The organism is Undibacterium sp. 5I2 (assembly GCF_035019605.1).
Classification (GTDB): domain Bacteria; phylum Pseudomonadota; class Gammaproteobacteria; order Burkholderiales; family Burkholderiaceae_D; genus Undibacterium.
On record NZ_JASJVS010000046.1, the window covers coordinates 16660 to 37477 of the forward strand.

The 20818-nt window shown below is 55.2% G+C and carries 23 protein-coding genes; 17 read left to right on the top strand and 6 right to left on the bottom strand.

Annotation, left to right across the window (positions count from 1 at the left end; translation table 11 throughout):
- Window position 1 precedes the first annotated feature (1 nt).
- Window positions 2-433, bottom strand: coding sequence for a YybH family protein (locus QN359_RS14865; protein ID WP_322251023.1), 432 nt, complete (start codon window positions 431-433; stop codon window positions 2-4).
- A 12-nt stretch (window positions 434-445) separates the two neighbouring features.
- Window positions 446-661 (bottom strand): zinc-finger domain-containing protein, encoded by a 216-nt coding sequence (locus QN359_RS14870; RefSeq protein WP_323503130.1) that lies wholly within the window; start codon window positions 659-661, stop codon window positions 446-448.
- Window positions 662-855: 194 nt separating this feature from the next.
- Here QN359_RS14870 and QN359_RS14875 point away from each other — a divergent pair, with 194 nt between their 5' ends.
- From QN359_RS14875 to QN359_RS14915, 9 genes are all read left to right on the top strand, one after another.
- Complete coding sequence (locus QN359_RS14875; RefSeq protein ID WP_322249491.1) at window positions 856-1566, top strand: AzlC family ABC transporter permease; 711 nt, start codon at window positions 856-858, stop codon at window positions 1564-1566.
- The gene (locus QN359_RS14880; RefSeq protein WP_322249490.1) at window positions 1563-1886 is read left to right on the top strand and encodes an AzlD domain-containing protein; all 324 of its coding nucleotides are present in this window, start codon (window positions 1563-1565) and stop codon (window positions 1884-1886) included. Before QN359_RS14875 ends, QN359_RS14880 begins: the two co-directional genes overlap by 4 nt.
- 191 nt (window positions 1887-2077) lie before the next feature.
- Complete coding sequence (locus QN359_RS14885) at window positions 2078-3268, top strand: phosphoglycerate kinase (protein WP_322249489.1); 1191 nt, start codon at window positions 2078-2080, stop codon at window positions 3266-3268.
- 106 nt (window positions 3269-3374) lie between these two features.
- A complete protein-coding gene (gene pyk, locus QN359_RS14890) occupies window positions 3375-4808 on the top strand; it encodes a pyruvate kinase (protein WP_322249488.1) in 1434 nt (477 codons plus the stop codon).
- A gap of 27 nt (window positions 4809-4835) precedes the next feature.
- Entirely contained in the window at window positions 4836-5900 is a 1065-nt protein-coding gene (gene fba / locus QN359_RS14895; protein ID WP_322249487.1) for a class II fructose-bisphosphate aldolase, read from the top strand.
- 94 nt (window positions 5901-5994) lie between these two features.
- Window positions 5995-6891, top strand: a complete 897-nt coding sequence (locus QN359_RS14900; RefSeq protein ID WP_322249486.1) for a phosphoribosylaminoimidazolesuccinocarboxamide synthase — start codon at window positions 5995-5997, stop codon at window positions 6889-6891.
- A gap of 2 nt (window positions 6892-6893) precedes the next feature.
- A complete protein-coding gene (purE, locus tag QN359_RS14905) occupies window positions 6894-7394 on the top strand; it encodes a 5-(carboxyamino)imidazole ribonucleotide mutase (protein ID WP_323493318.1) in 501 nt (166 codons plus the stop codon).
- A gap of 87 nt (window positions 7395-7481) precedes the next feature.
- On the top strand, window positions 7482-8696 hold the full coding sequence (locus tag QN359_RS14910) for a 5-(carboxyamino)imidazole ribonucleotide synthase (protein WP_322249485.1): 1215 nt from the start codon (window positions 7482-7484) through the stop codon (window positions 8694-8696).
- Window positions 8693-9727 (top strand): L-threonylcarbamoyladenylate synthase, encoded by a 1035-nt coding sequence (locus tag QN359_RS14915; protein ID WP_322249484.1) that lies wholly within the window; start codon window positions 8693-8695, stop codon window positions 9725-9727. The genes QN359_RS14910 and QN359_RS14915 overlap by 4 nt, the downstream gene beginning before the upstream one ends.
- A gap of 2 nt (window positions 9728-9729) precedes the next feature.
- Here QN359_RS14915 and QN359_RS14920 read toward each other — a convergent pair whose 3' ends face one another.
- Both QN359_RS14920 and QN359_RS14925 read right to left on the bottom strand, forming a co-directional pair.
- Window positions 9730-9984 carry a SemiSWEET transporter gene (locus QN359_RS14920; RefSeq protein WP_322249483.1) on the bottom strand — a complete coding sequence of 85 codons (255 nt, stop codon included), beginning with the start codon at window positions 9982-9984 and terminating at the stop codon, window positions 9730-9732.
- Window positions 9985-10214: 230 nt separating this feature from the next.
- Window positions 10215-10736, bottom strand: coding sequence for a flavin reductase family protein (locus tag QN359_RS14925; RefSeq protein ID WP_322249482.1), 522 nt, complete (start codon window positions 10734-10736; stop codon window positions 10215-10217).
- A 190-nt stretch (window positions 10737-10926) separates the two neighbouring features.
- Between QN359_RS14925 and QN359_RS14930 the strand changes: the two genes are divergently transcribed.
- The 7 genes from QN359_RS14930 to lnt all read left to right on the top strand — a co-directional run bounded on the left by QN359_RS14930 (window position 10927) and on the right by lnt (window position 17782).
- Window positions 10927-11277, top strand: a complete 351-nt coding sequence (locus tag QN359_RS14930; RefSeq protein WP_322249481.1) for a hypothetical protein — start codon at window positions 10927-10929, stop codon at window positions 11275-11277.
- Between the two features lie 144 nt (window positions 11278-11421).
- Window positions 11422-12762: a tRNA (N6-isopentenyl adenosine(37)-C2)-methylthiotransferase MiaB gene (gene miaB, locus QN359_RS14935; protein ID WP_322249480.1), complete on the top strand. Its 1341-nt coding sequence runs from the start codon at window positions 11422-11424 to the stop codon at window positions 12760-12762.
- The gene (locus QN359_RS14940) at window positions 12759-13823 is read left to right on the top strand and encodes a PhoH family protein (RefSeq protein ID WP_322249479.1); all 1065 of its coding nucleotides are present in this window, start codon (window positions 12759-12761) and stop codon (window positions 13821-13823) included. The genes miaB and QN359_RS14940 overlap by 4 nt, the downstream gene beginning before the upstream one ends.
- On the top strand, window positions 13807-14277 hold the full coding sequence (gene ybeY, locus QN359_RS14945; RefSeq protein WP_322249478.1) for an rRNA maturation RNase YbeY: 471 nt from the start codon (window positions 13807-13809) through the stop codon (window positions 14275-14277). The genes QN359_RS14940 and ybeY overlap by 17 nt, the downstream gene beginning before the upstream one ends.
- Window positions 14278-14287: 10 nt before the next feature.
- On the top strand, window positions 14288-15202 hold the full coding sequence (locus QN359_RS14950; RefSeq protein WP_322249477.1) for an ion channel: 915 nt from the start codon (window positions 14288-14290) through the stop codon (window positions 15200-15202).
- Between the two features lie 127 nt (window positions 15203-15329).
- Window positions 15330-16214: an HlyC/CorC family transporter gene (locus tag QN359_RS14955; RefSeq protein WP_322249476.1), complete on the top strand. Its 885-nt coding sequence runs from the start codon at window positions 15330-15332 to the stop codon at window positions 16212-16214.
- A complete protein-coding gene (gene lnt / locus QN359_RS14960; protein ID WP_322249475.1) occupies window positions 16211-17782 on the top strand; it encodes an apolipoprotein N-acyltransferase in 1572 nt (523 codons plus the stop codon). Before QN359_RS14955 ends, lnt begins: the two co-directional genes overlap by 4 nt.
- A 1-nt stretch (window position 17783) precedes the next feature.
- Here lnt and QN359_RS14965 read toward each other — a convergent pair whose 3' ends face one another.
- Window positions 17784-18155 carry a hypothetical protein gene (locus QN359_RS14965; RefSeq protein ID WP_322249473.1) on the bottom strand — a complete coding sequence of 124 codons (372 nt, stop codon included), beginning with the start codon at window positions 18153-18155 and terminating at the stop codon, window positions 17784-17786.
- Between the two features lie 336 nt (window positions 18156-18491).
- On the opposite strand from QN359_RS14965, the gene QN359_RS14970 reads away from it, so the two are divergent.
- Window positions 18492-20348: a glucokinase gene (locus QN359_RS14970; protein WP_322249472.1), complete on the top strand. Its 1857-nt coding sequence runs from the start codon at window positions 18492-18494 to the stop codon at window positions 20346-20348.
- A 62-nt stretch (window positions 20349-20410) separates the two neighbouring features.
- Here QN359_RS14970 and QN359_RS14975 read toward each other — a convergent pair.
- A partial coding sequence (locus QN359_RS14975; RefSeq protein WP_323493319.1) for a biopolymer transporter ExbD occupies window positions 20411-20818 on the bottom strand: 408 nt, incomplete at its 5' end.

Consider the following 20818-nt stretch of genomic DNA (forward strand, 5'->3'; position numbering starts at 1 on the left):
CTCAGTGCAGCACAGCGCTACGGCTGTGTTCCGCCGGCGCCTGACCGACCGCTCCGGAAGCATGATGCATGGTGATGCGCCAACCGAGCGGTGTTTTGATATACACATTGGTGGCGACGATATGCACCTCGGCGCGGTCATTGACTGCATGTTCGAGTTGCTCGATGATGCTGTGCACGGCCGTCAGCATATTGGCGACCACGTGGACTTTTCTGGCGACGATATGTACGCTGCCGTGCGCCAGGATCGCCTCCCATGAAGCGCGGATCGCGGCGTGACCAATCAGCCTGGCGGCACCGGGGTGAATGCAGACGATTTCCTCATCATCGGCCCACAGCAGCATGAGGGCTTCCAGATCAGCGCGGCTGAGCGCATCGTAAAAGGCAGTTTCGACTTCGTCGGCACTGCCGTTGAGTTGCTTTTTAGCGCGCATGATCATGGCGACTTAATGCGCTTTGAGAACGGTACCGGGCGCGAGTTTGTATTCGGTGCCACAGTAAGCGCAGGCGGCATGGCCACCGTGCGAGAGGTCGAGATACACGCGCGGATGGGAAGACCACAGCGGCATGGCCGGATTCGGGCAATAGGCGGGCAAATCTTTGGCGGCTAATTCGACGACGTTGCCGGTGCTGGCGGCGTGGGAGGTAGGGGTGGACATCATGACTCCGATATAGTGGGGGCTGCGTTTAACTAAGTGACAAACGCAATTTTAACGGATTGTCGCGCTTTGCTGTCAGCGATTGCAGCCGCTGCCAAGCGATTGTACGCACGTCGAGCGCGGACAGCGGTGAATTTATTGTCACCAAGGCCGCTGCGAACGTTAAAATGGGCGGCTTTGCTGCTTACTTTAACATCATGACATTTGAGACTGAACACGCCGCTACCCGCGCGGCTTGGCGCATCAGCGCCCCGACCTGGTTCGGCGTCGGCGCTTGGGGCTTGGTCGTCGGTGTGGCCATGATCAAGGCTGGCCTGAGTCTGACGCAGGCGCTGGTAATGACGCTGACGGTATTTGCCGGCTCGGCGCAATTGGCGGCCTTGCCGCTGATCGCGGCACATGCGCCGGCTTTGGTGATTTTTGCCACCGCCTTGGTGGTGAATTTGCGCTTCGTGATTTTTTCCGCCATTTTGGCACCGCATTTCGCCAACTTACCATGGCGCAGCCGCACTTGGCTCGGTTTCCTCAGTGGTGACGTGTCGGTCGGCCTGTTCTTGCAACGTTTTCCTGAACTCGGCAACTTCACCGGTAAGCTCGGCTATCTGAAGGGCTTGATCTATCCGAATTGGGCCGCTTGGCAGATCGGTTCCATCATCGGCATCGTGCTCGGTGCACAGGTGCCGGCCAGTTGGGGCTTGGGTTTTGCCGGGACCTTGGCGATGCTTTGCATCATGCTGCCCTTGATTATCAATCGCGCCGCCTTGGTCGGCGTGGCGGTGGCCGGTGTGATCGCGCTGTTGGCGCTGGCCTTGCCGTATAAATTGGGTTTGTTGTTGGCAGTATTAATCGGCATGGCGGCGGCGATGTGCTGTGATGCTTACTGGCCACAATCGGAGGTGCAAGCATGAACACTATCAATATCTGGTGGGTGATTTTTCTTTTGGTATTGGCAACTTTCATTGCCCGCAGTGGGTTCTGGTTGGTCGGCCATAGGATTAATTTGCCGGCGCGCTTGCAGCAAGCTTTGCGCTATGCGCCGGCCTGCGCCTTGGCTGCCCTCATCATTCCTGAGCTCTTGTCGGATCATAGTGGCGTCGATTTCAGTGCGCCGCACCCGAAATTGCTCGCCGGTATAGCCGCGACGCTGTTTTTTATGTTGCGTAAAAACATGCTGCAGACGATTGTCCTCGGCATGGCCGTCTATACGGCCTTGCGTTTGCTGTGGTGAATTGCCCGGTTTTTCATGCCTGGGCGCTAAATAGACTGCAAAACGCTGCAGGGCAGGCTGGGGCTTTGGTAAAATAGCGTAACGTTGACTCAATTTCTCGCCTTCTCGACTCGGCACTGCCTGCTCTTGCAGGGTGATGGTGCTCGGTCACGGGCCGCTTTTCCTATTAATCTTGCCAATTTAATATCACGATGCAATTCAATCGACTCAGTGACCTCATCGCAGGTAATCAGCTTTTCGGTAAACGCGTTTTCATTCGCGCCGATCTCAACGTGCCACAGGATGAACAGGGCAATATTACCGAAGATACGCGCATTCGCGCCTCCGTGCCGGCGATTCGCCAGGCGCTGGCAGCCGGTGCGGCAGTGATGGTGAGCTCGCATCTCGGTCGCCCGGTCGAAGGCGAATTCAAGCCGGCCGACAGCTTGGCCCCGGTTGCCGCGCGCTTAGCCGAATTACTCGATATGCCTGTAGCTCTTAAGCAAAACTGGATCGATGGTGTGGAAGTGGCAGTTGGTCAAGTGGTATTGCTGGAAAATTGCCGCGTCAATCGCGGTGAAAAAAAGAATGATGATGTGTTGGCACAGAAAATGGCCGCCTTGTGTGATGTGTATGTCAATGATGCCTTTGGCACCGCGCACCGCGCCGAAGCCAGTACGCATGGCATCGCCAAATTTGCGCCCTTGGTGTGCGCCGGCCCTTTGTTGTCGGCAGAGTTGGATGCGCTTGGCAAGGCACTCGGCCAGCCGGCACGTCCCTTGACCGCCATCGTGGCCGGCTCGAAAGTATCGAGCAAGCTGACCATACTCAAATCGCTGGCCGATAAAGTGGATCAACTGATCGTCGGCGGTGGTATTGCCAATACTTTTATGCTGGCAGCCGGTTTGAAGATCGGTAAATCACTGGCCGAACCAGACTTGGTCGAAGAAGCGCGCGCGATTATGGCGCTGATGGCCGCGCGCGGTGCTTCGGTACCAATTCCTACCGATGTGGTGTGCGCGACGGAGTTTTCGCCGACCGCGCTGGCGACCGTCAAACAAGTCGCCGATGTCAATGATGACGACATGATTCTCGATATCGGCCCGGTTACGGCCGCGCTGTTGGCTGCGCAAATCAAACAAGCCGGCACCATTGTGTGGAATGGTCCGGTCGGCGTGTTTGAATTCGATCAGTTCGGCAATGGCACCAAGGTGCTGGCGCTGGCGGTGGCCGATTCAAACGGCTTTTCTATCGCCGGCGGTGGTGACACGCTGGCTGCGATTGCTAAATACGAAATTGCTGATCGCGTCGATTATATTTCGACCGGCGGCGGTGCTTTCCTCGAATTTTTGGAAGGCAAAACCTTACCTGCCGTTGAAATTTTACAGCAGCGCGCACAGTAAATCACACCATGCCCGTCGTGCCGGCTAGTGCGCGTCGGGCTCGCCACGCAGTCCCGCTTGACGTCATCACCGATGACGTCAGCCTAAGAGAATTTCAGGAGACCAGATGTTACGTGCCACCAAAATAGTCGCAACCATAGGCCCCGCTTCGAACGACGTTGCTACACTTAAACGCATGATTAGCGCCGGCGTGAATGTCGTACGGCTGAATTTTTCACATGGTAAGGCACAGGATCACATCGATCGCGCCAGCATGGTTCGTCAAGCAGCCGCCGAATGCGGTCGCGAGATCGCCATCATGGCCGATTTGCAGGGCCCGAAAATTCGTATCGGTAAATTTGAAAATAATCGTATCCAGATTGAAAACGGTGACAAATTCATCCTCGATGCCGATTGCATGCTCGGTACACAAGAACGCGTCGGCCTCGATTACAAAGCCTTGCCGCGCGATGTGCGGCCGGCCGATGTGTTGTTGCTCAATGATGGTTTGATCGTCTTGGTGGTGGATAAAATCATCGGCAATGAAATTCATACCATTGTTAAAATCGGTGGCGAACTGTCGAATAACAAGGGCATCAATCGCCAAGGCGGCGGCTTGACTGCGCCGGCTTTGACTGCCAAAGATATGGAAGATATCAAAACAGCGATGTCATTCCAAGCCGATTATGTCGCGGTATCGTTTCCAAAAAATGCTACCGACATGGAAATGGCGCGGCAACTGTCGAATATCGCCGGCGAGCCGTACGGACATAAGCCGATGATGATCGCCAAAATCGAACGTGCCGAAGCGATTCCGCTGCTGCAAGAAATTCTCGACGCATCCGACGGCATCATGGTCGCACGCGGTGATTTGGCGGTCGAAGTCGGCAATGCGGCCGTACCGGCGCTGCAAAAACGCATGATCAAAATGGCCCGCGCTTCCAACAAGCTCGCCATCACGGCGACGCAGATGATGGAATCGATGATCGTCAATGCCGTGCCGACCCGTGCTGAAGTCTCGGATGTCGCCAATGCCGTACTCGATGGCACCGATGCCGTGATGACCTCGGCCGAAACCGCCTCGGGCAAGTATCCGATCGAAACGGTCGAAGCGATGTCGGCGATCTGTCTGGAAGCAGAAAAATTCCAAGAATACAAGCTCGATGCGGATTTCCTGAATCTGACTTTCACTCGCATCGATCAGTCGATCGCCTACGGTGCGCTGTTTACCGCGCATCATCTCGGCGTGAAAGCGATTGTCGCCTTGACTGAATCGGGTTCAACCGCCTTGTGGATGAGCCGTCACAGCATCAATGTGCCGCTGTTTGCGCTCACACCTAGCGTTGCTACGCAACGTAAGGCGGCCTTATACCGGAATGTCCGCACCTTCAATTTGCCGTATTCCAGCGATCGCGAAGCAGTGCTCAAGGCAGCCGAAACGGTGTTGCTCGAAAATGGCATCGTGGTGCATGGCGATACCATCGTCGTCACTTGGGGTGAGCCTATGGGCCAGGTCGGCGGAACGAATGCAATGAAAATCGTCAAAATTGGCGACCACTGATTTTTAATAGTACTTCTGGAGTTTATTATGCCTCTCGTATCGATGCGTCAACTGTTGGACCACGCCGCTGAAAATGGCTATGGTTTGCCTGCGTTTAACGTCAACAACCTCGAACAGGTTACCGCCATCATGGAAGCGGCCAATGAAGTCGGCGCGCCGGTGATCATGCAAGCTTCGGCTGGTGCACGCAAGTATGCTGGCGAAGCCTTTTTGCGTCACCTGATCGAAGCGGCGGTAGAAGCCTATCCGCATATTCCGGTGGTGATGCATCAAGATCACGGCCAGTCGCCGGCAGTCTGCATGGCCGCGATCAAATCTGGCTTCACTTCGGTGATGATGGATGGTTCCTTGATGGAAGACGGTAAAAGCGTCGCCAGCTATGAATACAACGTCGAAGTCTCGCGCGAAGTAGTCAAGTTTTCGCACTCGATTGGGGTGACAGTGGAAGCCGAACTCGGTGTGCTCGGCTCGCTCGAAACCATGATGGGCGATAAAGAAGATGGTCATGGCGCCGATGGCAAAATGACGCGTGAACAATTGCTCACCGATGTGCAGCAAGCTGCCGATTTCGTCATGCGTACTCAGTGTGATGCCTTGGCCATCGCCATCGGTACTTCGCATGGCGCGTACAAGTTTTCGCGCAAGCCTACCGGCGATATTCTGGCGATCGACCGTATCAAAGAAATTCATGCCCGTATTCCAAATACCCATTTGGTGATGCATGGTTCTTCATCGGTACCGCAAGAATTGCTGGAAGAAATACGCCAGTTCGGCGGCGACATGAAAGAAACTTATGGCGTGCCGGTAGAAGAAATTGTGATCGGCATCGCCCATGGCGTACGCAAGATCAATATCGATACCGATATTCGTTTGGCCATGACTGGTGCGATTCGTCGTTACCTGATCGAAAATCCGGGCAAGTTTGACCCGCGTGATTACCTCAAGCCGGCGCGTGAAGCGGCAAAGCTGGTGGTTAAAGCGCGTTATCTGGCCTTCGGTTGCGAAGGGCAAGCGGCAAAAATCAAGCCGATGTCACTCGAGAGCATCGCCGCGCAGTATAGAAGCGGTGCCTTGTCGCAAATCGTCAAGTAATCCGATTACTGCCAGCCGCGCAAGCCGCTGGCAGTAATGCGCAGTGCGTATCCCTATTTTGTTATTTTGTAATAAAAGTATTGAAGACCCCTCCATGACTACCCAAACCAAACCAACTCTTCATTCCTTGCCATTGCTGGGCCGTGGCAAAGTGCGCGACAACTACGCTGTCGGCGACGATAAATTGCTCATCGTTACCAGTGATCGTTTGTCTGCCTTTGATGTCATCATGTCTGAACCGATTCCTGAAAAAGGCCGGGTCTTGAATCAGATGGCGAATTTCTGGTTTGCTAAGCTCGGCCATATCATTCCGAACCACTTGACTGGCATCGCGCCGGAGAGCGTGGTTGCGCCGGATGAAGTCGAGTTGGTACATGGTCGTGCGGTAGTGGCCAAGCGTTTGCAACCGATTATGGTGGAAGCCGTGGTGCGCGGCTATCTGATCGGTTCTGGTTGGAAAGATTACCAAGAAACTGGTGCCGTATGCGGCATCATGCTGCCTGCCGGCTTGCCGCAGGCCGCCAAATTGCCTGAACCGATTTTCACGCCAGCGGCCAAAGCTGAAATGGGTGCGCATGATGAAAATATCAGCTTTGCCGATATGGAAAACCGCATCGGTGTCGAACTCGCCGCCCAAATGCGCAGCATCAGCATCGCGCTCTACAGTGCGGCGGCCGAGTATGCGGCCACCCGCGGCATCATCATTGCCGATACCAAGTTTGAATTCGGCCTCGATGCCGATGGCGTGTTGTATTTGATGGATGAAGTGCTGACTGCCGATTCTTCACGTTTTTGGCCAGCCGATTCGTATGCCACCGGTATTTCACCACCATCGTTCGATAAACAATTCGTGCGCGATTACCTCGAAACCATCACCAGCTGGAACAAAACCGCACCGGCACCGGCTTTGCCGCCCGAGGTGATTGCCAAAACGGCGGCCAAATACCGCGAAGCACTGGAACGTCTGACCGGCGAAAGCCTCAAGGATTGATGATGACAACTTCTGCCAATAAAATCGTGGTCGGTATCGTGATGGGCTCTTCATCCGATTGGGATGTGATGCAGCATGCGGTAGCTGTGCTCAAAGAATTCGGCGTTGGTTTTGAAGCCAGCGTGGTATCGGCTCACCGTATGCCCGATGACATGTTTCGCTATGCCGAAAGCGCGCGCGCGCGCGGCCTGTGTGCCATCATCGCCGGGGCCGGCGGGGCGGCGCATTTACCCGGCATGATCGCGGCGAAAACCATCGTGCCGGTATTGGGTGTGCCGGTACCGTCGAAATATTTGCGCGGTGAAGATTCGCTGCTGTCGATTTTGCAGATGCCTAAGGGCATACCGGTCGCCACCTTTGCCATCGGTGAAGCCGGTGCCGCCAATGCAGCGCTGGCAGCGGTGGCGATGCTGGCCGTGGGCGACGCTGCCTTGGCGGAAAAATTATTGGCGTTCCGCGAGCGCCAAACTCAGCTTGCGCGCGACATGGTCTTGCCACTCTGAGTGCAGCCATTTGCCCTATGCTCAGAGCGCTTGCTATCGAGCACTCTGAGCAGCCTTATTCTTTAGCATTACAGTGAGTTTTACATCATGACACCAGCCCATCAAGAGCAAGCGCGCACAGCGCTGTTACCGAATACCGCCCAAAGTTGTTTGGGCATTTTGGGCGGCGGTCAGCTTGGTCGTATGTTTGCCCATGCCGCGCAGGCGCTTGGTTATCAAGTCGCCGTGCTGGAGCCGGAACTCGGCTGCCCAGCGGCGCAAGTGGCGCAGCACCATGTTGAAGCCGAGTACGATAATGCCGCCGGCTTGGCCTTGCTGGCGAGTTTGGCCCAGCGCGTCACAACCGAATTTGAAAACGTGCCGGCCGACAGCCTCCGACAATTGGCCTTGAGCGGTTTTGTCGCGCCGTCTGCCGCCTGCGTTTCGGTGGCTCAGGATCGCTTGGCCGAAAAACACTTCTTCACCCGCTGTGGCTTGCATACCGGGGTGTATCCGGCACCGCATTGGGGTATTTCAAATCAAGACGATGTCGCCAGTGCACCGGCAGATTTACTGCCTGGTATATTGAAAACCGTGCGCATGGGTTACGACGGCAAAGGCCAGGTGCGCGTGCGTAATCGCGAGGAGTTGAGCGCAGCCTTAGCTGGTATGAACGGTCAAGTGTGTGTGTTGGAAAAAATGCTGCCACTGGCATATGAAGTATCGGTGCTGGTAGCGCGTGGTATCGATGGCCAGGCGGTGGTGTATCCGATCGCCGAAAATGTCCATCGCGACGGTGTCTTGTTCACCACTTACGCACCTGGCCCGCATGTCGCGCCAGCCATCGCCGACTTGGCGCAAAAAGCGGCACTCGATATCATCGCCGAACTGGCCTATGTCGGGGTCTTGTGCATAGAATTTTTCGTACTCGAAGATGGCGCCTTGGTGGTCAATGAAATGGCCCCGCGACCGCACAACAGCGGTCATTACACTATCGATGCTTGCGTGTGCAGTCAGTTCGAACAACAGGTGCGCGCGCTGGCGCAACTGCCGCTCGGTGATGTGCGTCAGCACTCACCGGCGGCCATGCTCAATCTGCTCGGCGATATGTGGTTTACTACCGACGGTGAATTGGTGCAGCCGGCCTGGGATCAGGTCTTGGCCATCCCGGGTGCGCATTTGCATCTGTATGGGAAAGCCGAAGCGCGCCGTGGGCGTAAAATGGGTCACATCACTTTCGTGGCGCCGACGATGGAACAAGCCCAGCATGCCCTGGTAGCAGCCTGTGCCGTACTCGGTATGGTCGCGCCGGAGTCGACATGAACGCAGCCGCCGCCAGCGCTGCCAGCATCGCGGCGGCCGCGCGCGCGCTCGAGGCCGGTGCGCTGGTCGCGTTCCCGACTGAAACGGTGTACGGCCTCGGCGCTGATGCGGAAAATCCGCAAGCGGTTGCGCGCATTTATGCTGCCAAGGGCAGACCGTCCGATCATCCGGTGATTGTGCATATCGCGTCAACTGCCGCGCTCACGCATTGGGCGCAGAATATTCCTGACTTGGCATGGCAACTGGCACAGGCTTTTTGGCCCGGACCGCTGACCATGATTTTAGCGCGCGCCGCACATATTCCGGCGGCCGTTTCCGGTGGTCAGGATACGCTTGGCGTGCGTTGTCCAGCCCATCCGGTGGCGCTGGCGCTGCTGGCGCAATTCAAAGGCGGCTTGGGTGGCATCGCCGCTCCCTCAGCCAATAAGTTCGGCCATGTCAGCCCGACTACGGCGGCCCACGTCAGAGAAGAATTTGCCGAAGAATTATTGCCCGGCGGTTTGATCGCCGGTGTCCTCGATGGTGGTCAGAGCGAAATCGGGATCGAATCGACCATCCTCGATCTGAGTCGACTGGCCAGCCACGGCCCGGTGTTGCTGCGGCCTGGTCAAATCAGTGCGGCGCAATTGGCTACGGTGATCGGCAGCCTGCCGGCCAGTCCCGATGCTGCTGCGCCGCGTGCTTCCGGCACACTCGAGGCACATTACGCACCGCGCAGCGCCGTGGCTCAAGTCGCGGCTGCCGATCTGGCCGCGCTGATTGTCGCGCTGCAGGCGCGTGGCAAACAGGTCGCCGTGCTCAGTCAGCAGTTGCCGGCAGTCTTGGCGGCCTCCGCTTGGCGTTGTTTGCCTAGTGATGCAGATGCCTGTGCGCATGATTTGTATGCCGCTTTGCGCGAACTCGATCACTTGCAAGCAGATGTGATCTTACTCGAAACGCTGCCACAAGAACCGGAGTGGCAGGGCGTGAACGATCGCTTGCGGCGCGCCGCATTTGATACGCGTGGAGTGCTGCAGCAATTACTCGTCTGAACCTACTTGTAAACTACCTTCATGACCAGAATAAAGATCGCCAGTATGAGGGTGATGATATTGGCGATGATGATAGGCCAGGCTTGCAATAAAAAGCCATAGGTGGCCCAGAGCGCGATGCCGAACACGAAAATCACATACATTGACAGCGACACGCCATCGGCGCGTTTGGCGCGCCAAGTCAACCAAGCTTGGGGGATGAAGGCAGCCGTAGTCAGGCTGGCGGCTGCATAGCCGACGAGATCAGATAATTCCATGGCCACTATTTTACCGCAGCTGATAAATAGTTAAATTAATTTTGGCTGGGAAAAAACGCGGATAAATTCCGAACGATTTGCGTATTCCGTTCGGTATCATTACCCCAAACGACAGTAAGGTGGTTCCTGCGAGCTTTTGGCAGGAACGCCGGCGGCGTTCATCGTCAACTGAAAATGGCAGATTACCCGCAAGTCATGGCAATTGCGCATCCACTCAGTCGCCCAATTTGTCATTTCGGCGCAGGCGGAAATCCAGTTAAAACAAACTGACCCGAATGGTAGATCAGCGGCGCTTGTGGCGCGACTTCGCAGTGTTCGACTTCACCGACGAAGATCACATGATCACCTTCCGGGTAGCGGCTACGGTTATGGCACTCAAACCAGGCCGATGCCCCTTTGAGTATCGGTAGTCCGGTACGGGACAGGCTGTACTCGACGCCGGCGAAGCGATCACCGCTGCGGCTGGCAAATTGTGTTGCCAGACCAGCTTGATCAGCCGACAGCACATTGATCACATAATGAGAATTACCGCTGAAAGCCGGCATACTGCTGGCCGCATTCCCTAAGCTCCACAATACCAGCGGCGGATCGAGCGAGACGGAATTGAAGGAGCTGGCCGTTAGTCCGAGGAAACTACCATCGGCTAAGCGTGTTGTGATGACGGTCACGCCGGTGGCGAATTGTGACAGGGCAGTGCGGAAGTGAGCAGTATCGAAGCCAGGCTGTTGGGCACGCGGAGAGCGGGTGTTCATTGGGGTTCCATTTAATTTTTTGCCATTATCCCAGATTTTGACTTTGACGTTGTTTGCCGCCTATATTTTGCGCCGCACCGGCCGTCGCCAGCCTTCCCAGTGCTGGCTTCAAGCGCGCGCCTGAATGTGGTAAACTAGCAGACTTAAGTAGTTGATTTCCTTGATTTTTTATCTTCCCTGATGAGATTTTATGCGCCGCTTGACTGAGATCGTTTGTCGCCTCGCCCTTTGCAGCGCCGCGTTGTTCGTGCTTGCCGCCGTTCCTGTGCAGGCGCAGGTGGCGCATGAACGGCAATTCAAGCAAAACGCCAAGCTTGGCGTGCTCGATATGTCGGCTTATCCTGCTGTCACGATGGATGGCGTGGCGCGGCGTTTGTCGCCGGCTTCACGTATTTTCAGCGTACAGAATTTGATACAGTTACCGGCCACGATCAGTGGCAATGCGCTGGTCGTCGCCTACACTGTGAATCCTTATGGTGACCTCGATCAGATTTGGATATTGACGCAGGCGGAAATCGCTAAATTCAAAGCGGCGGCATAGTGCTGTCGTATTAAGAATTTGTCCGACTTGGTCGGACGTTCAGTTTATTCAGATGCACCCTCTGGGTGCATAGGCTAAGACAAGATTTGTCCGGCTAAGCCGGACGTTTATTCAGATGCACCCTCTGGGTGCATAGGCTCAAAAATGCAAAAAAAACTCTATATTAAAACCTTCGGCTGTCAGATGAACGAGTATGACTCTGACAAAATGGCCGATGTGCTGCACGCGGCCGATGGCTTGATCAAGACCGATACGCCGGAAGATGCCGATGTCATTCTGCTCAATACTTGCAGCGTGCGTGAAAAAGCGTCGGAAAAAGTGTTTTCCGATCTCGGTCGTTTGCGTGAATTGAAGCGTAAAAATCCGGCCTTACTGATCGGCGTCGGTGGTTGTGTGGCCTCACAAGAGGGCGCGGCGATCATCAAGCGCGCGCCCTATGTCGATGTGGTGTTTGGCCCGCAGACCTTGCACCGGCTGCCGCAATTGATCGCCGAGCGGCGCAGTTCCGGGCGTTCGCAGATCGATATCAGTTTTCCTGAGATTGAAAAATTCGATCACATGCCGCCGGCACGCGTCGATGGCGCCAGCGCTTATGTGTCTATCATGGAAGGCTGCAGTAAATATTGCAGCTACTGTGTGGTGCCCTACACGCGCGGTGAAGAAGTCTCACGTCGTTTCGACGATGTGCTGGCGGAAGTGGCCGGCTTGGCCGCGCAAGGTGTGAAAGAAATTTCTTTGCTGGGGCAGAATGTCAATGCCTACCGCGGTGTGATGGAAGACGGTGAAATCGCCGATTTTGCCTTACTGCTCGAATATGTCGCCGAATTCCCGCAGATAGAACGGATACGCTTTGTCACCAGTCATCCTAAGGAATTCACGCAGCGCCTGATCGATTGCTATGCCAAAGTACCGAAGCTGGTCGATCATTTGTATTTGCCAGCCCAGCACGGTTCGGACCGGATTTTATCCGCCATGAAACGCGGCTACACCGCACTCGAATACAAATCGGTGTTGCGCCGCTTGCGGCAAGTTCGGCCGAATATCTCGGTGTCGTCCGATTTCATCGTCGGCTTCCCCGGTGAGACGGATGAAGACTTTGCCGCACTGATGAAGCTGATTGAAGACATCGGTTTCGATAACAGTTTCAGTTTTATTTTCAGTCCGCGTCCCGGTACGCCGGCGGCTAATCTGGCTGACGATACCCCGGCCGAATTGAAATTACGGCGCTTGCAACAATTGCAGGCGGTGATCGATGCCAATACCAAAAAATACAGTAATGCGATGATCGGTACGGTGCAGAAAATTTTGGTTGAGGGCCCATCGGTGAAAGATCCGCAAGAGCTGCAAGGGCGTACCGAAAACAATCGTGTCGTCAACTTCGCCGGCCCGAAATCGCTGGTCGGCAGCTTGGTTAACACGCGGATTACCGAATCGTACAATTACTCTTTGCGCGGTGAGTTGGTCGAAGAAAATGTGACGGCATGACAGGCAAAACTCCCGTGCCGGTGCTGCATTTTATTCCGCAAACGCTGGACAATACCCAGTTGGCGAATTTGTGCGGCCCGCTCGATGAAAATTTGCGGCAAATTTCGGCGGCGTTGGACGTGACAATTTTCCGCCGGGGTGGAAAATTCATCATCAGCGGACACCACGCCGAGCGCGCGCTGGCCTTGCTCGAACATTTTTATCCGCTCGCACGCAAAGCGGTTTCCATCGATGATGTGCAATTGGCGCTGGTGGAACAAAAAGCCAGAAACACTCTGGCCGGGCGTACCGCGTTGGCTGTGCCGGTCTTGCCGCTGGCGGATAGTCCGGCAGAGCTGGCCGATGTCGGTAGTCCGGTGTTAAAAACCCGGCGCAGCGATTTACGCGGGCGCACGCCACATCAGAATCTCTACCTCAAAGATATCCTTGAGCATGACATCACCTTCGGCATCGGCCCAGCCGGTACTGGTAAAACCTATCTGGCGGTTGCTTGTGCCGTTGATGCCCTCGAACGCGAGGCCGTGAAACGTATCGTGCTCACGCGTCCGGCGGTGGAAGCTGGTGAGCGACTCGGTTTTCTGCCCGGCGATTTGGCGCAGAAAGTCGACCCGTATCTGCGTCCGCTGTATGATGCCTTGTACGATTTGCTCGGCCATGACCGCACCCAGAAAATGTTTGAAAAACAGGCGATTGAAATCGCACCGCTGGCGTATATGCGCGGTCGTACACTCAATCACGCCTTTATCATTCTCGATGAAGCGCAAAACACCACGCCGGAACAAATGAAAATGTTCCTCACGCGTATAGGTTTCGGCAGCAAAGCCGTGATCACCGGTGACTTGACTCAAGTCGATCTGCAGCGCGGCCAGAAAAGCGGTCTCATCGATGCCTGTCAGGTTTTGCAGGAGGTGAAAGGCATCGCCTTTTCACAGTTCAGCAGCGTCGATGTGGTCCGTCATCCACTGGTCGGTCGCATCGTCGACGCCTACGAAGCGGTGCATGAGCACGCCTCGCTTCATTCCTCAACACTCCATGCCGCCCAACATGCCCGCAAAAAATAAACCAGCCGCTAAGCCGCGCCTCTCTTTGTCGGTACAGTATGCCGATCCGCGTTTGCAAGAATTACTGCCGCGTCCGCTGTTACGGAAAACCGTGCAGGCAGCGCTGTTCTTTCCCGCCGAGTTGACGCTGCGGTTTGTCGACGCCGCCGAAGGGTGCAGCTTGAACCACGATTATCGTGGCAAGGACTATGCAACCAATGTACTGACTTTTGCCTACACCGAAGACGAAGATGCCGAAGTAACGCAGGCCGATATCATCTTGTGTACCGATGTCTTGCAAGCAGAAGCACTGGAACAAAAGAAAAGCGTGGCTGAACATGCTTGCCACTTGATCGTGCACGGGGTGTTGCATGCCCAAGGCTACGACCATGAAGATGATGCCGAGGCCGAGGAAATGGAAGCGCTGGAAATCAGCATTCTGGCCGGCCTTGGTTTGGCTAACCCTTACCTGTAAGGCGACGACGATGCGCTGGTTTTCTGCACGCGCACCACGCGGTCGCCGCATCAGTATGGGCGGGCGTGATGTGCTGACCTTCGGTTTGGGACGCCATGTCTGGCAAGATGTGTACTATTACGCGATGACCTCGAGTTGGCCGATGTTTTTCGCCGCCGTCGCCGTCGTGTTCCTGTTATTCAATCTGATATTTGCCAGCCTTTATCTGTTGGGCAGTAATCCTATTGCTAATCTGGCCCCGGATAATTTTCTCGGGGCTTTTTTCTTCAGCGTGGAAACCTTGGCAACGGTCGGCTATGGCGACATGCATCCGCAATCGGTGTACGCGCATGTGGTGGCGACCTTGGAAATTTTCGTCGGCATGGCCAGTGTCGCCTTAACTACCGGTGTGATGTTCGCGCGTTTTTCGCGGCCGCGTTCGAGCATCGTGTTTGCCCGCCACCCGGTCAGCCATGTGGTGGATGGGCGCTTGATGTTGATGATACGACTGGCCAATGCGCGCATGAATATCATCAGCGAAGCGGCGGCCAAACTGCGCCTGATCCGCGATGAACCGACTGCCACCATGGGCAGTTTCAGAAAAATTCACGAGCTCGTGCTCGAGCGCGAGCAGCATCCTATTTTTATGCTCGGCTGGACCGTCATGCATGTGATCGACAGCCAAAGTCCCTTGTATGGTTTGACCCCGGAACAACTGCAGGCCAGTAATGCGGCACTGATACTGAGCATAGAAGGCATCGATGACACCACCAATCAATCTCAGCGCGCACGCCAGTATTATCCGAGCGCCCTGATACATTGGAATCATCGCTACGTCGATATCATGAGCAATCAAGGCAGTGTCGCACATTTACATTACGCCAAGTTTCACGATACCGAAGAGCTGCACATCAGTGCAGATGAAACGATGCCGGCAGAAAAATGACCGGCGTATGACAATCTGCTGTGTCTTTATTAAAAAAGCAACAAATTAAGCCCTGCATCGACAAAATTTGGGAAAGTCGTTGATTTGTTGTATTCTGTAGGATTGAAATAACGGCGTTATGCCTCCTATGCAAGAGCACTCCAGTAAGGTCAGACCAGCTGACCTTAAACCACACCGGTCTTTGTTTGAACGATTGACCGCTCTGATTTCTCCAGAACCTGAAAATCGCGCCGAACTGTTGGAAGTATTGACAGACGCTCAGGAACGTAATCTCATCGATGCCGATGCCTTGGCAATGATAGAGGGCGTGTTTCAAGTTTCCGACCTCGCGGCCCGCGATATCATGATTCCGCGCGCGCAAATGGATGTCGTTGACATTTCCACTCCAATCGAGGAATGGTTACCGCAAGTGTTGACCGCTGCGCATTCACGTTTCCCTGCTATCGATGGCGATCAAGATAAAGTGATCGGCGTGCTGCTGGCCAAAGATCTCTTGCGTTATTACGCGGAAGAGGCCTTCGATGTCCGCGCCATGCTGCGGCCGGTGATTTATATTCCGGAATCGAAACGACTCAATGTCTTGCTGCGCGATTTCCGTGCCAACCGCAACCATATGGCGATGGTCGTCGATGAATACGGCGGTATTGCCGGTCTGATCACGATTGAAGATGTGCTCGAACAAATTGTCGGCGATATCGAAGATGAATACGATTTCGAAGAGGAAGAAGATAATATTCTGGCACTCGAAAACAAAGGCAATGGCAAGCGTTGGCGCGTCAAAGGCTTGACTGAGCTCAGCCATTTCAATCATATGCTCGGGGTTGAACTGAGTGATGTGACGGTAGAGACGATAGGCGAATTGGTCGAGCATCATCTTGGCAAAGTACCGCATAAAGGCGACGAATTTTCCCTCGGCAATTTGTTTTTCGAAGTCTTACGTGCCGATGCGCGTGAAGTGCAGATCTTACAAGTCGAGCAACGCATTGAAGCGCGTCATGGATTAAGCGAATGAATCGCAGCGGCTGGCTGCCGCGATGGCGCGCCGGCTCGTTTGCCGGCGCGCTGATGGTCAGCTTGCTGGCCGGCGCAGTGAGTGTGTTCTCGTTTGCCCCTTATGCCTTGTGGCCGCTGCAAATTCTCAGCCTGGCCGGGTGGTTTTTCATATTGCTGCAACCACAATGGAGCTTGCGTCAAGTCGGCTGGCTTGCTTGGGCGGGCGGCACGGTTGCTCTGTCCATCAATGTCTGCTGGTTGTGGGTGGCGATGGCACGCTACGGCGACATGCCAGCCGCCTTGGCCGCGCTGGCACTGCTGTTGTTCGCCGCCGGCATGGCGGTGTATCCTTGGCTATTCGCGCTGCTCGGTGTGTTTCTGCAACGGCGTTGGCGACTCTCGCTGACAGCGACTCTGCTACTACTTTTTCCGGCGCTCTGGACTCTTTCCGAATGGCTGCGTGGCTGGCTGCTCAGTGGTTTTCCCTGGGCCATCGGCGGTTATGCCCACAGCGACAGTCCCTTGGCTGGCTACGCGCCGCTGGTCGGCGTGTATGGAGTTGGCTATGTGGCCGCGCTGCTCGCCGCGATCTTGGCCTTGCTGCTCTCTGCTGGTATCGGCCGGGCACGGCGCACGGCGCTGGTTTTGCTGGCTGTGGTATTGCTTGCCAGCGGAGCGCTGTTGCGCAGCGTGGTGTGGACGCAGCCCAGCGGCACAGCCTTGAGTGTGCGCTTACTGCAAGGGAATATTGCGCAAGATATAAAGTTCGATCCGCAACATCTGCAAGATACCTTGGATTTATATCGCAGCATGCTGACAGCTACACCCGCCGACCTGATCATCACGCCGGAAACTGCCTTGCCAGTGCCGATATCAATGTTGCCGCCTGATTATCTTTCCAGCTTACAAAACTATGCCGCTGCGCACGGCAGTGCGATCTTGCTGGGCGTAATCATGCAAGATGGCAGCGATCGCTATGCTAATAGTGTGCTGGGCTTATCGACCGAGTATGCCGCTGCCAGTTATCGCTACGATAAACATCATCTGGTGCCGTTCGGTGAATTTATTCCCTATGGCTTCGCTTGGTTTGTGCGGTGGTTACATATTCCCATGGGCGAACTGACTCCCGGCGCGGCGCGGCAAGCGCCGATGCGGGTCGGGACGCAGTTTGTGTTGCCGAATATTTGCTATGAAAGTTTGTTTGGCGAAGAAATTGCCGACAAGCTGCGTGCCCAACAGCAGGCCGGTCAGGGCGTCGCGAGTATTTTGCTCAATGTGTCGAATCTGGCTTGGTATGGTGATTCAATAGGCATTCCGCAACATTTGCAATTTGCGCGTATGCGCGTGTTGGAAACCGGTCGACCTTGGCTCAGCGCCACCAATACCGGTGCCACCGTCCACATTCGCGCCGATGGTGTCGTGCAGGCGCAATTGCCATTTCTACGGCGCGCCAGCCTGACTGCCAGTGTACAAGGGCAGACCGGGATGACACCCTACCTGCGCTGGGGTAATCGCACGGTGGTATGGCTGGCTTTGTTCATGCTGCTGGCTGCGCGTTGCTCAGTCCCTTGGACTGGCAAGCAATAACTCAATCAGCTTTCATATTGGCGTCGATATCGGCCAAGCATTCGATTCCGCGCGCGCTGATGCGACGTTCTGCGCTGACTTCATCCGTCTCGATATGACCTTTTTTACTCAAAAATGTAGCGACTGTTTCCATTAATGGGGCATTGCCGTCGGCGGCGATGGCGCGCAAACCGTCAATACATTGCTTGATGAATAAAACCTGACGACCGGTTTCGGTCAATTCCAAGCTACCATCTTTGCGATAGGCGACCAGTTTAATACCCGACAAACGCTTGGTGTTGCGTCCTATGCAGGCATTCGGTTTAACATTTTTCGGCAATTTGCTGATCAGTTCCAGCGCATTGTATTCATCGATACTTAACTTGTGATTCATTCCAAATCCGATTCTTCAGGTGTGTGTCGCGGCATGATTGCTTGGCGCGTTACGAAAGGAGAGCGAAAACACCGCTATGCGGCGCGCTGCGCCGTACTGGGGCGCCGGGTTCGCCGAGGTTCCGCTGTGATTGCTGATTTTGCAGCGAATATATCATAGCGCCGCGCTTTTGCCGTGTTTTGTGTGCATTGGCATTGCATTGGCAATGCCTTGGCAATGCCTTGGCATGTATACAGCCGCGTTTTTCTCTGCACTAGCTTGCGGCAAAAAAGCGACGCTACACGATGGCTGTGTTAAATTGCTGGAAATCGAATAATCGCCTGCCTCGCGCGCACCATGAATCAACCTGTCCTGATCGAACATAGTAAAGCCACACATTTTCCCGGCGGGCCACGTTTGTTGGCCGACATCGGTGCCACGCATGCGCGCTTCACGCTCGAAACGGCCGCTGGTGTGTTTCAGGCGGTCCAGGTGTTGAAGTGCGATGAATACGGCGGCATGGTTGAACTGATGCAGGCGTATTGGGATCAGCAGCAAGTGAGCGGGGTGCAGCATGCGGCCTTGGCGATTGCTTATCCTATCGATGGCGATTATGTGCGCATGACCAATCGCGCCTGGGAGTTTTCCATCGATGCCGTGCGGGCGCAATTTTCTCTGCATACTTTACTCATCGTGAATGATTTCACCGCCTTGGCGATGGCCTTGCCGCACTTGCAAAGTGGCGAACTGATGCAGGTTGGCGCTGGCACGGCGGTTGCCAAATCGGTCATCGGTGTGCTCGGGCCGGGCACCGGTTTGGGGGTGTCGGGTTTGATTCCGACTTCCGACGGTTTTGTCACGCTCGGTTCGGAAGGCGGACATGCCAACTTTGCGCCGAGTGACGAGCGCGAATTCTCGATACTGCAATTTGCTTGGCAAGAATGGTCGCATGTTTCGGCTGAGCGGCTGATTTCCGGCCCTGGTATGGAATTGATCCATCGCGCCTTGGCCGCCAGGAATCGCTGTGCGCCCACGGCGGTATCGGCCCAAGAAATTACTCGCCGCGCCCTGAGCGAGGCCGAGCCTTTGTGCTTGGAAACGCTGGAGTGCTTTTGCGGTATGCTCGGTAGCTTCAGTGCCAACCTGGCCGTGACGCTCGGCGCTTGCGGCGGTATGTATATTGGTGGCGGCATTATTCCGCTGATGGGGGAATGGTTCACGACTTCACCATTTCGCGCGCGCTTCGAAGCCAAGGGCCGTTTTCGCGGCTACTTGGCGCAGATTCCCACCTATGTGATCACGACGCCGAACCCGGCGTTTTATGGCGTCTCGGCGATTTTGTCTGAGCACTTGCGCGGCCGCAGTGCCGACAGTTCACTGCTTGACCGCATACAGCAAATCCAAGCGACGCTGACGCCGGCTGAACGGCGTGTGGCAACACTGATTTTAGCCAATCCGCGCAGCGTGCTCAATGAAGCGATTGTGGAAATCGCCAGGCAAGCCGATGTCAGTCAGCCTACCGTCATCCGCTTTTGTCGTTCGCTCGGCTTCACCGGTTTGGCCGACTTCAAACTCAAGTTTGCCAGCAGTCTCAACGGCACCATTCCGGTACGACATAGTCAGGTAAGGCGCAATGACAGTACCCACGATTTAAGCGCGAAAGTGATCGACAATACCGTGTCGGCAATTCTACAATTTCGCGATCAACTCGATGTTCATGCGATTGAGCGGGCCATTGCATTTTTGCATAAAGCCAATAAACTCGAATTGTATGCGATGGGAAATTCGCGCGCCGTTGCGCTTGACGCTCAGCATAAGTTTTTCCGCTTCCGCATTCCGACTGCCATTTATGGCGATGCGCATTTGTTTTTGCTGGCGGCCGAATTGCTGAAACCTGGCGATGTCGTCATCGTCATCTCGAACTCAGGAAAATTGCCGGAACTGTTGCACGCCGTTGATGCGGCTTTATTCGCCGGCGCGGCCGTCATCGTACTGGCACCGCATCAGTCGCCGCTGGCGAAGAAGGCGACGGTGTGCTTGGCAGTCAATCACACCGAAGACAATGCCAGCTTTCTGGCGATGGTTTCACGTATTTTACAGCTCTTGCTGATCGATATATTGACGGTCGGTTTGTCACTCGAAGCGCCGCGTGGTGAGACTGGCTTGATCAAAGAAAGCAGTTATACGCGCTTTATTTCGCATCTCGACAGTTGAGTCCGCAAAAGAAAAAAAGCGCCGGGAAAAACCTTCGGCGCTTTTTTTGTATTGACTGCTGCTTACTTCAAGAACTGCTCGTTCCCAACCATACCGATCTTGGTCACGCCAAGTCGCTGAGCCGAAGCCATCACTGCCGCCACCGATTTATACGGTACGACCGCGTTCGGTCGCAGATGTACTTCCGGCTGATTCGGGTTGCTCGCCACTTCAGTGAGCTTGGCTTCGAGTTCAGCGCGGTTTGCTACTGCCACGCCATTCCACAAGACCGTGCCGTCAAAGTCGACATCGAGATTGACCACCACCGGTGGCTCCGTCGGTTTCGACGGTTGATTGGTCGGCATATTCAGATTGACCGAATGATTCTGGATAGGAATCGTGATGATCAGCATGATGATCAACACCAGCATGACGTCGATCAGGGGCGTCATGTTCATTTCTATCATTACTTCCGGTTCGCCTGAGCCGCC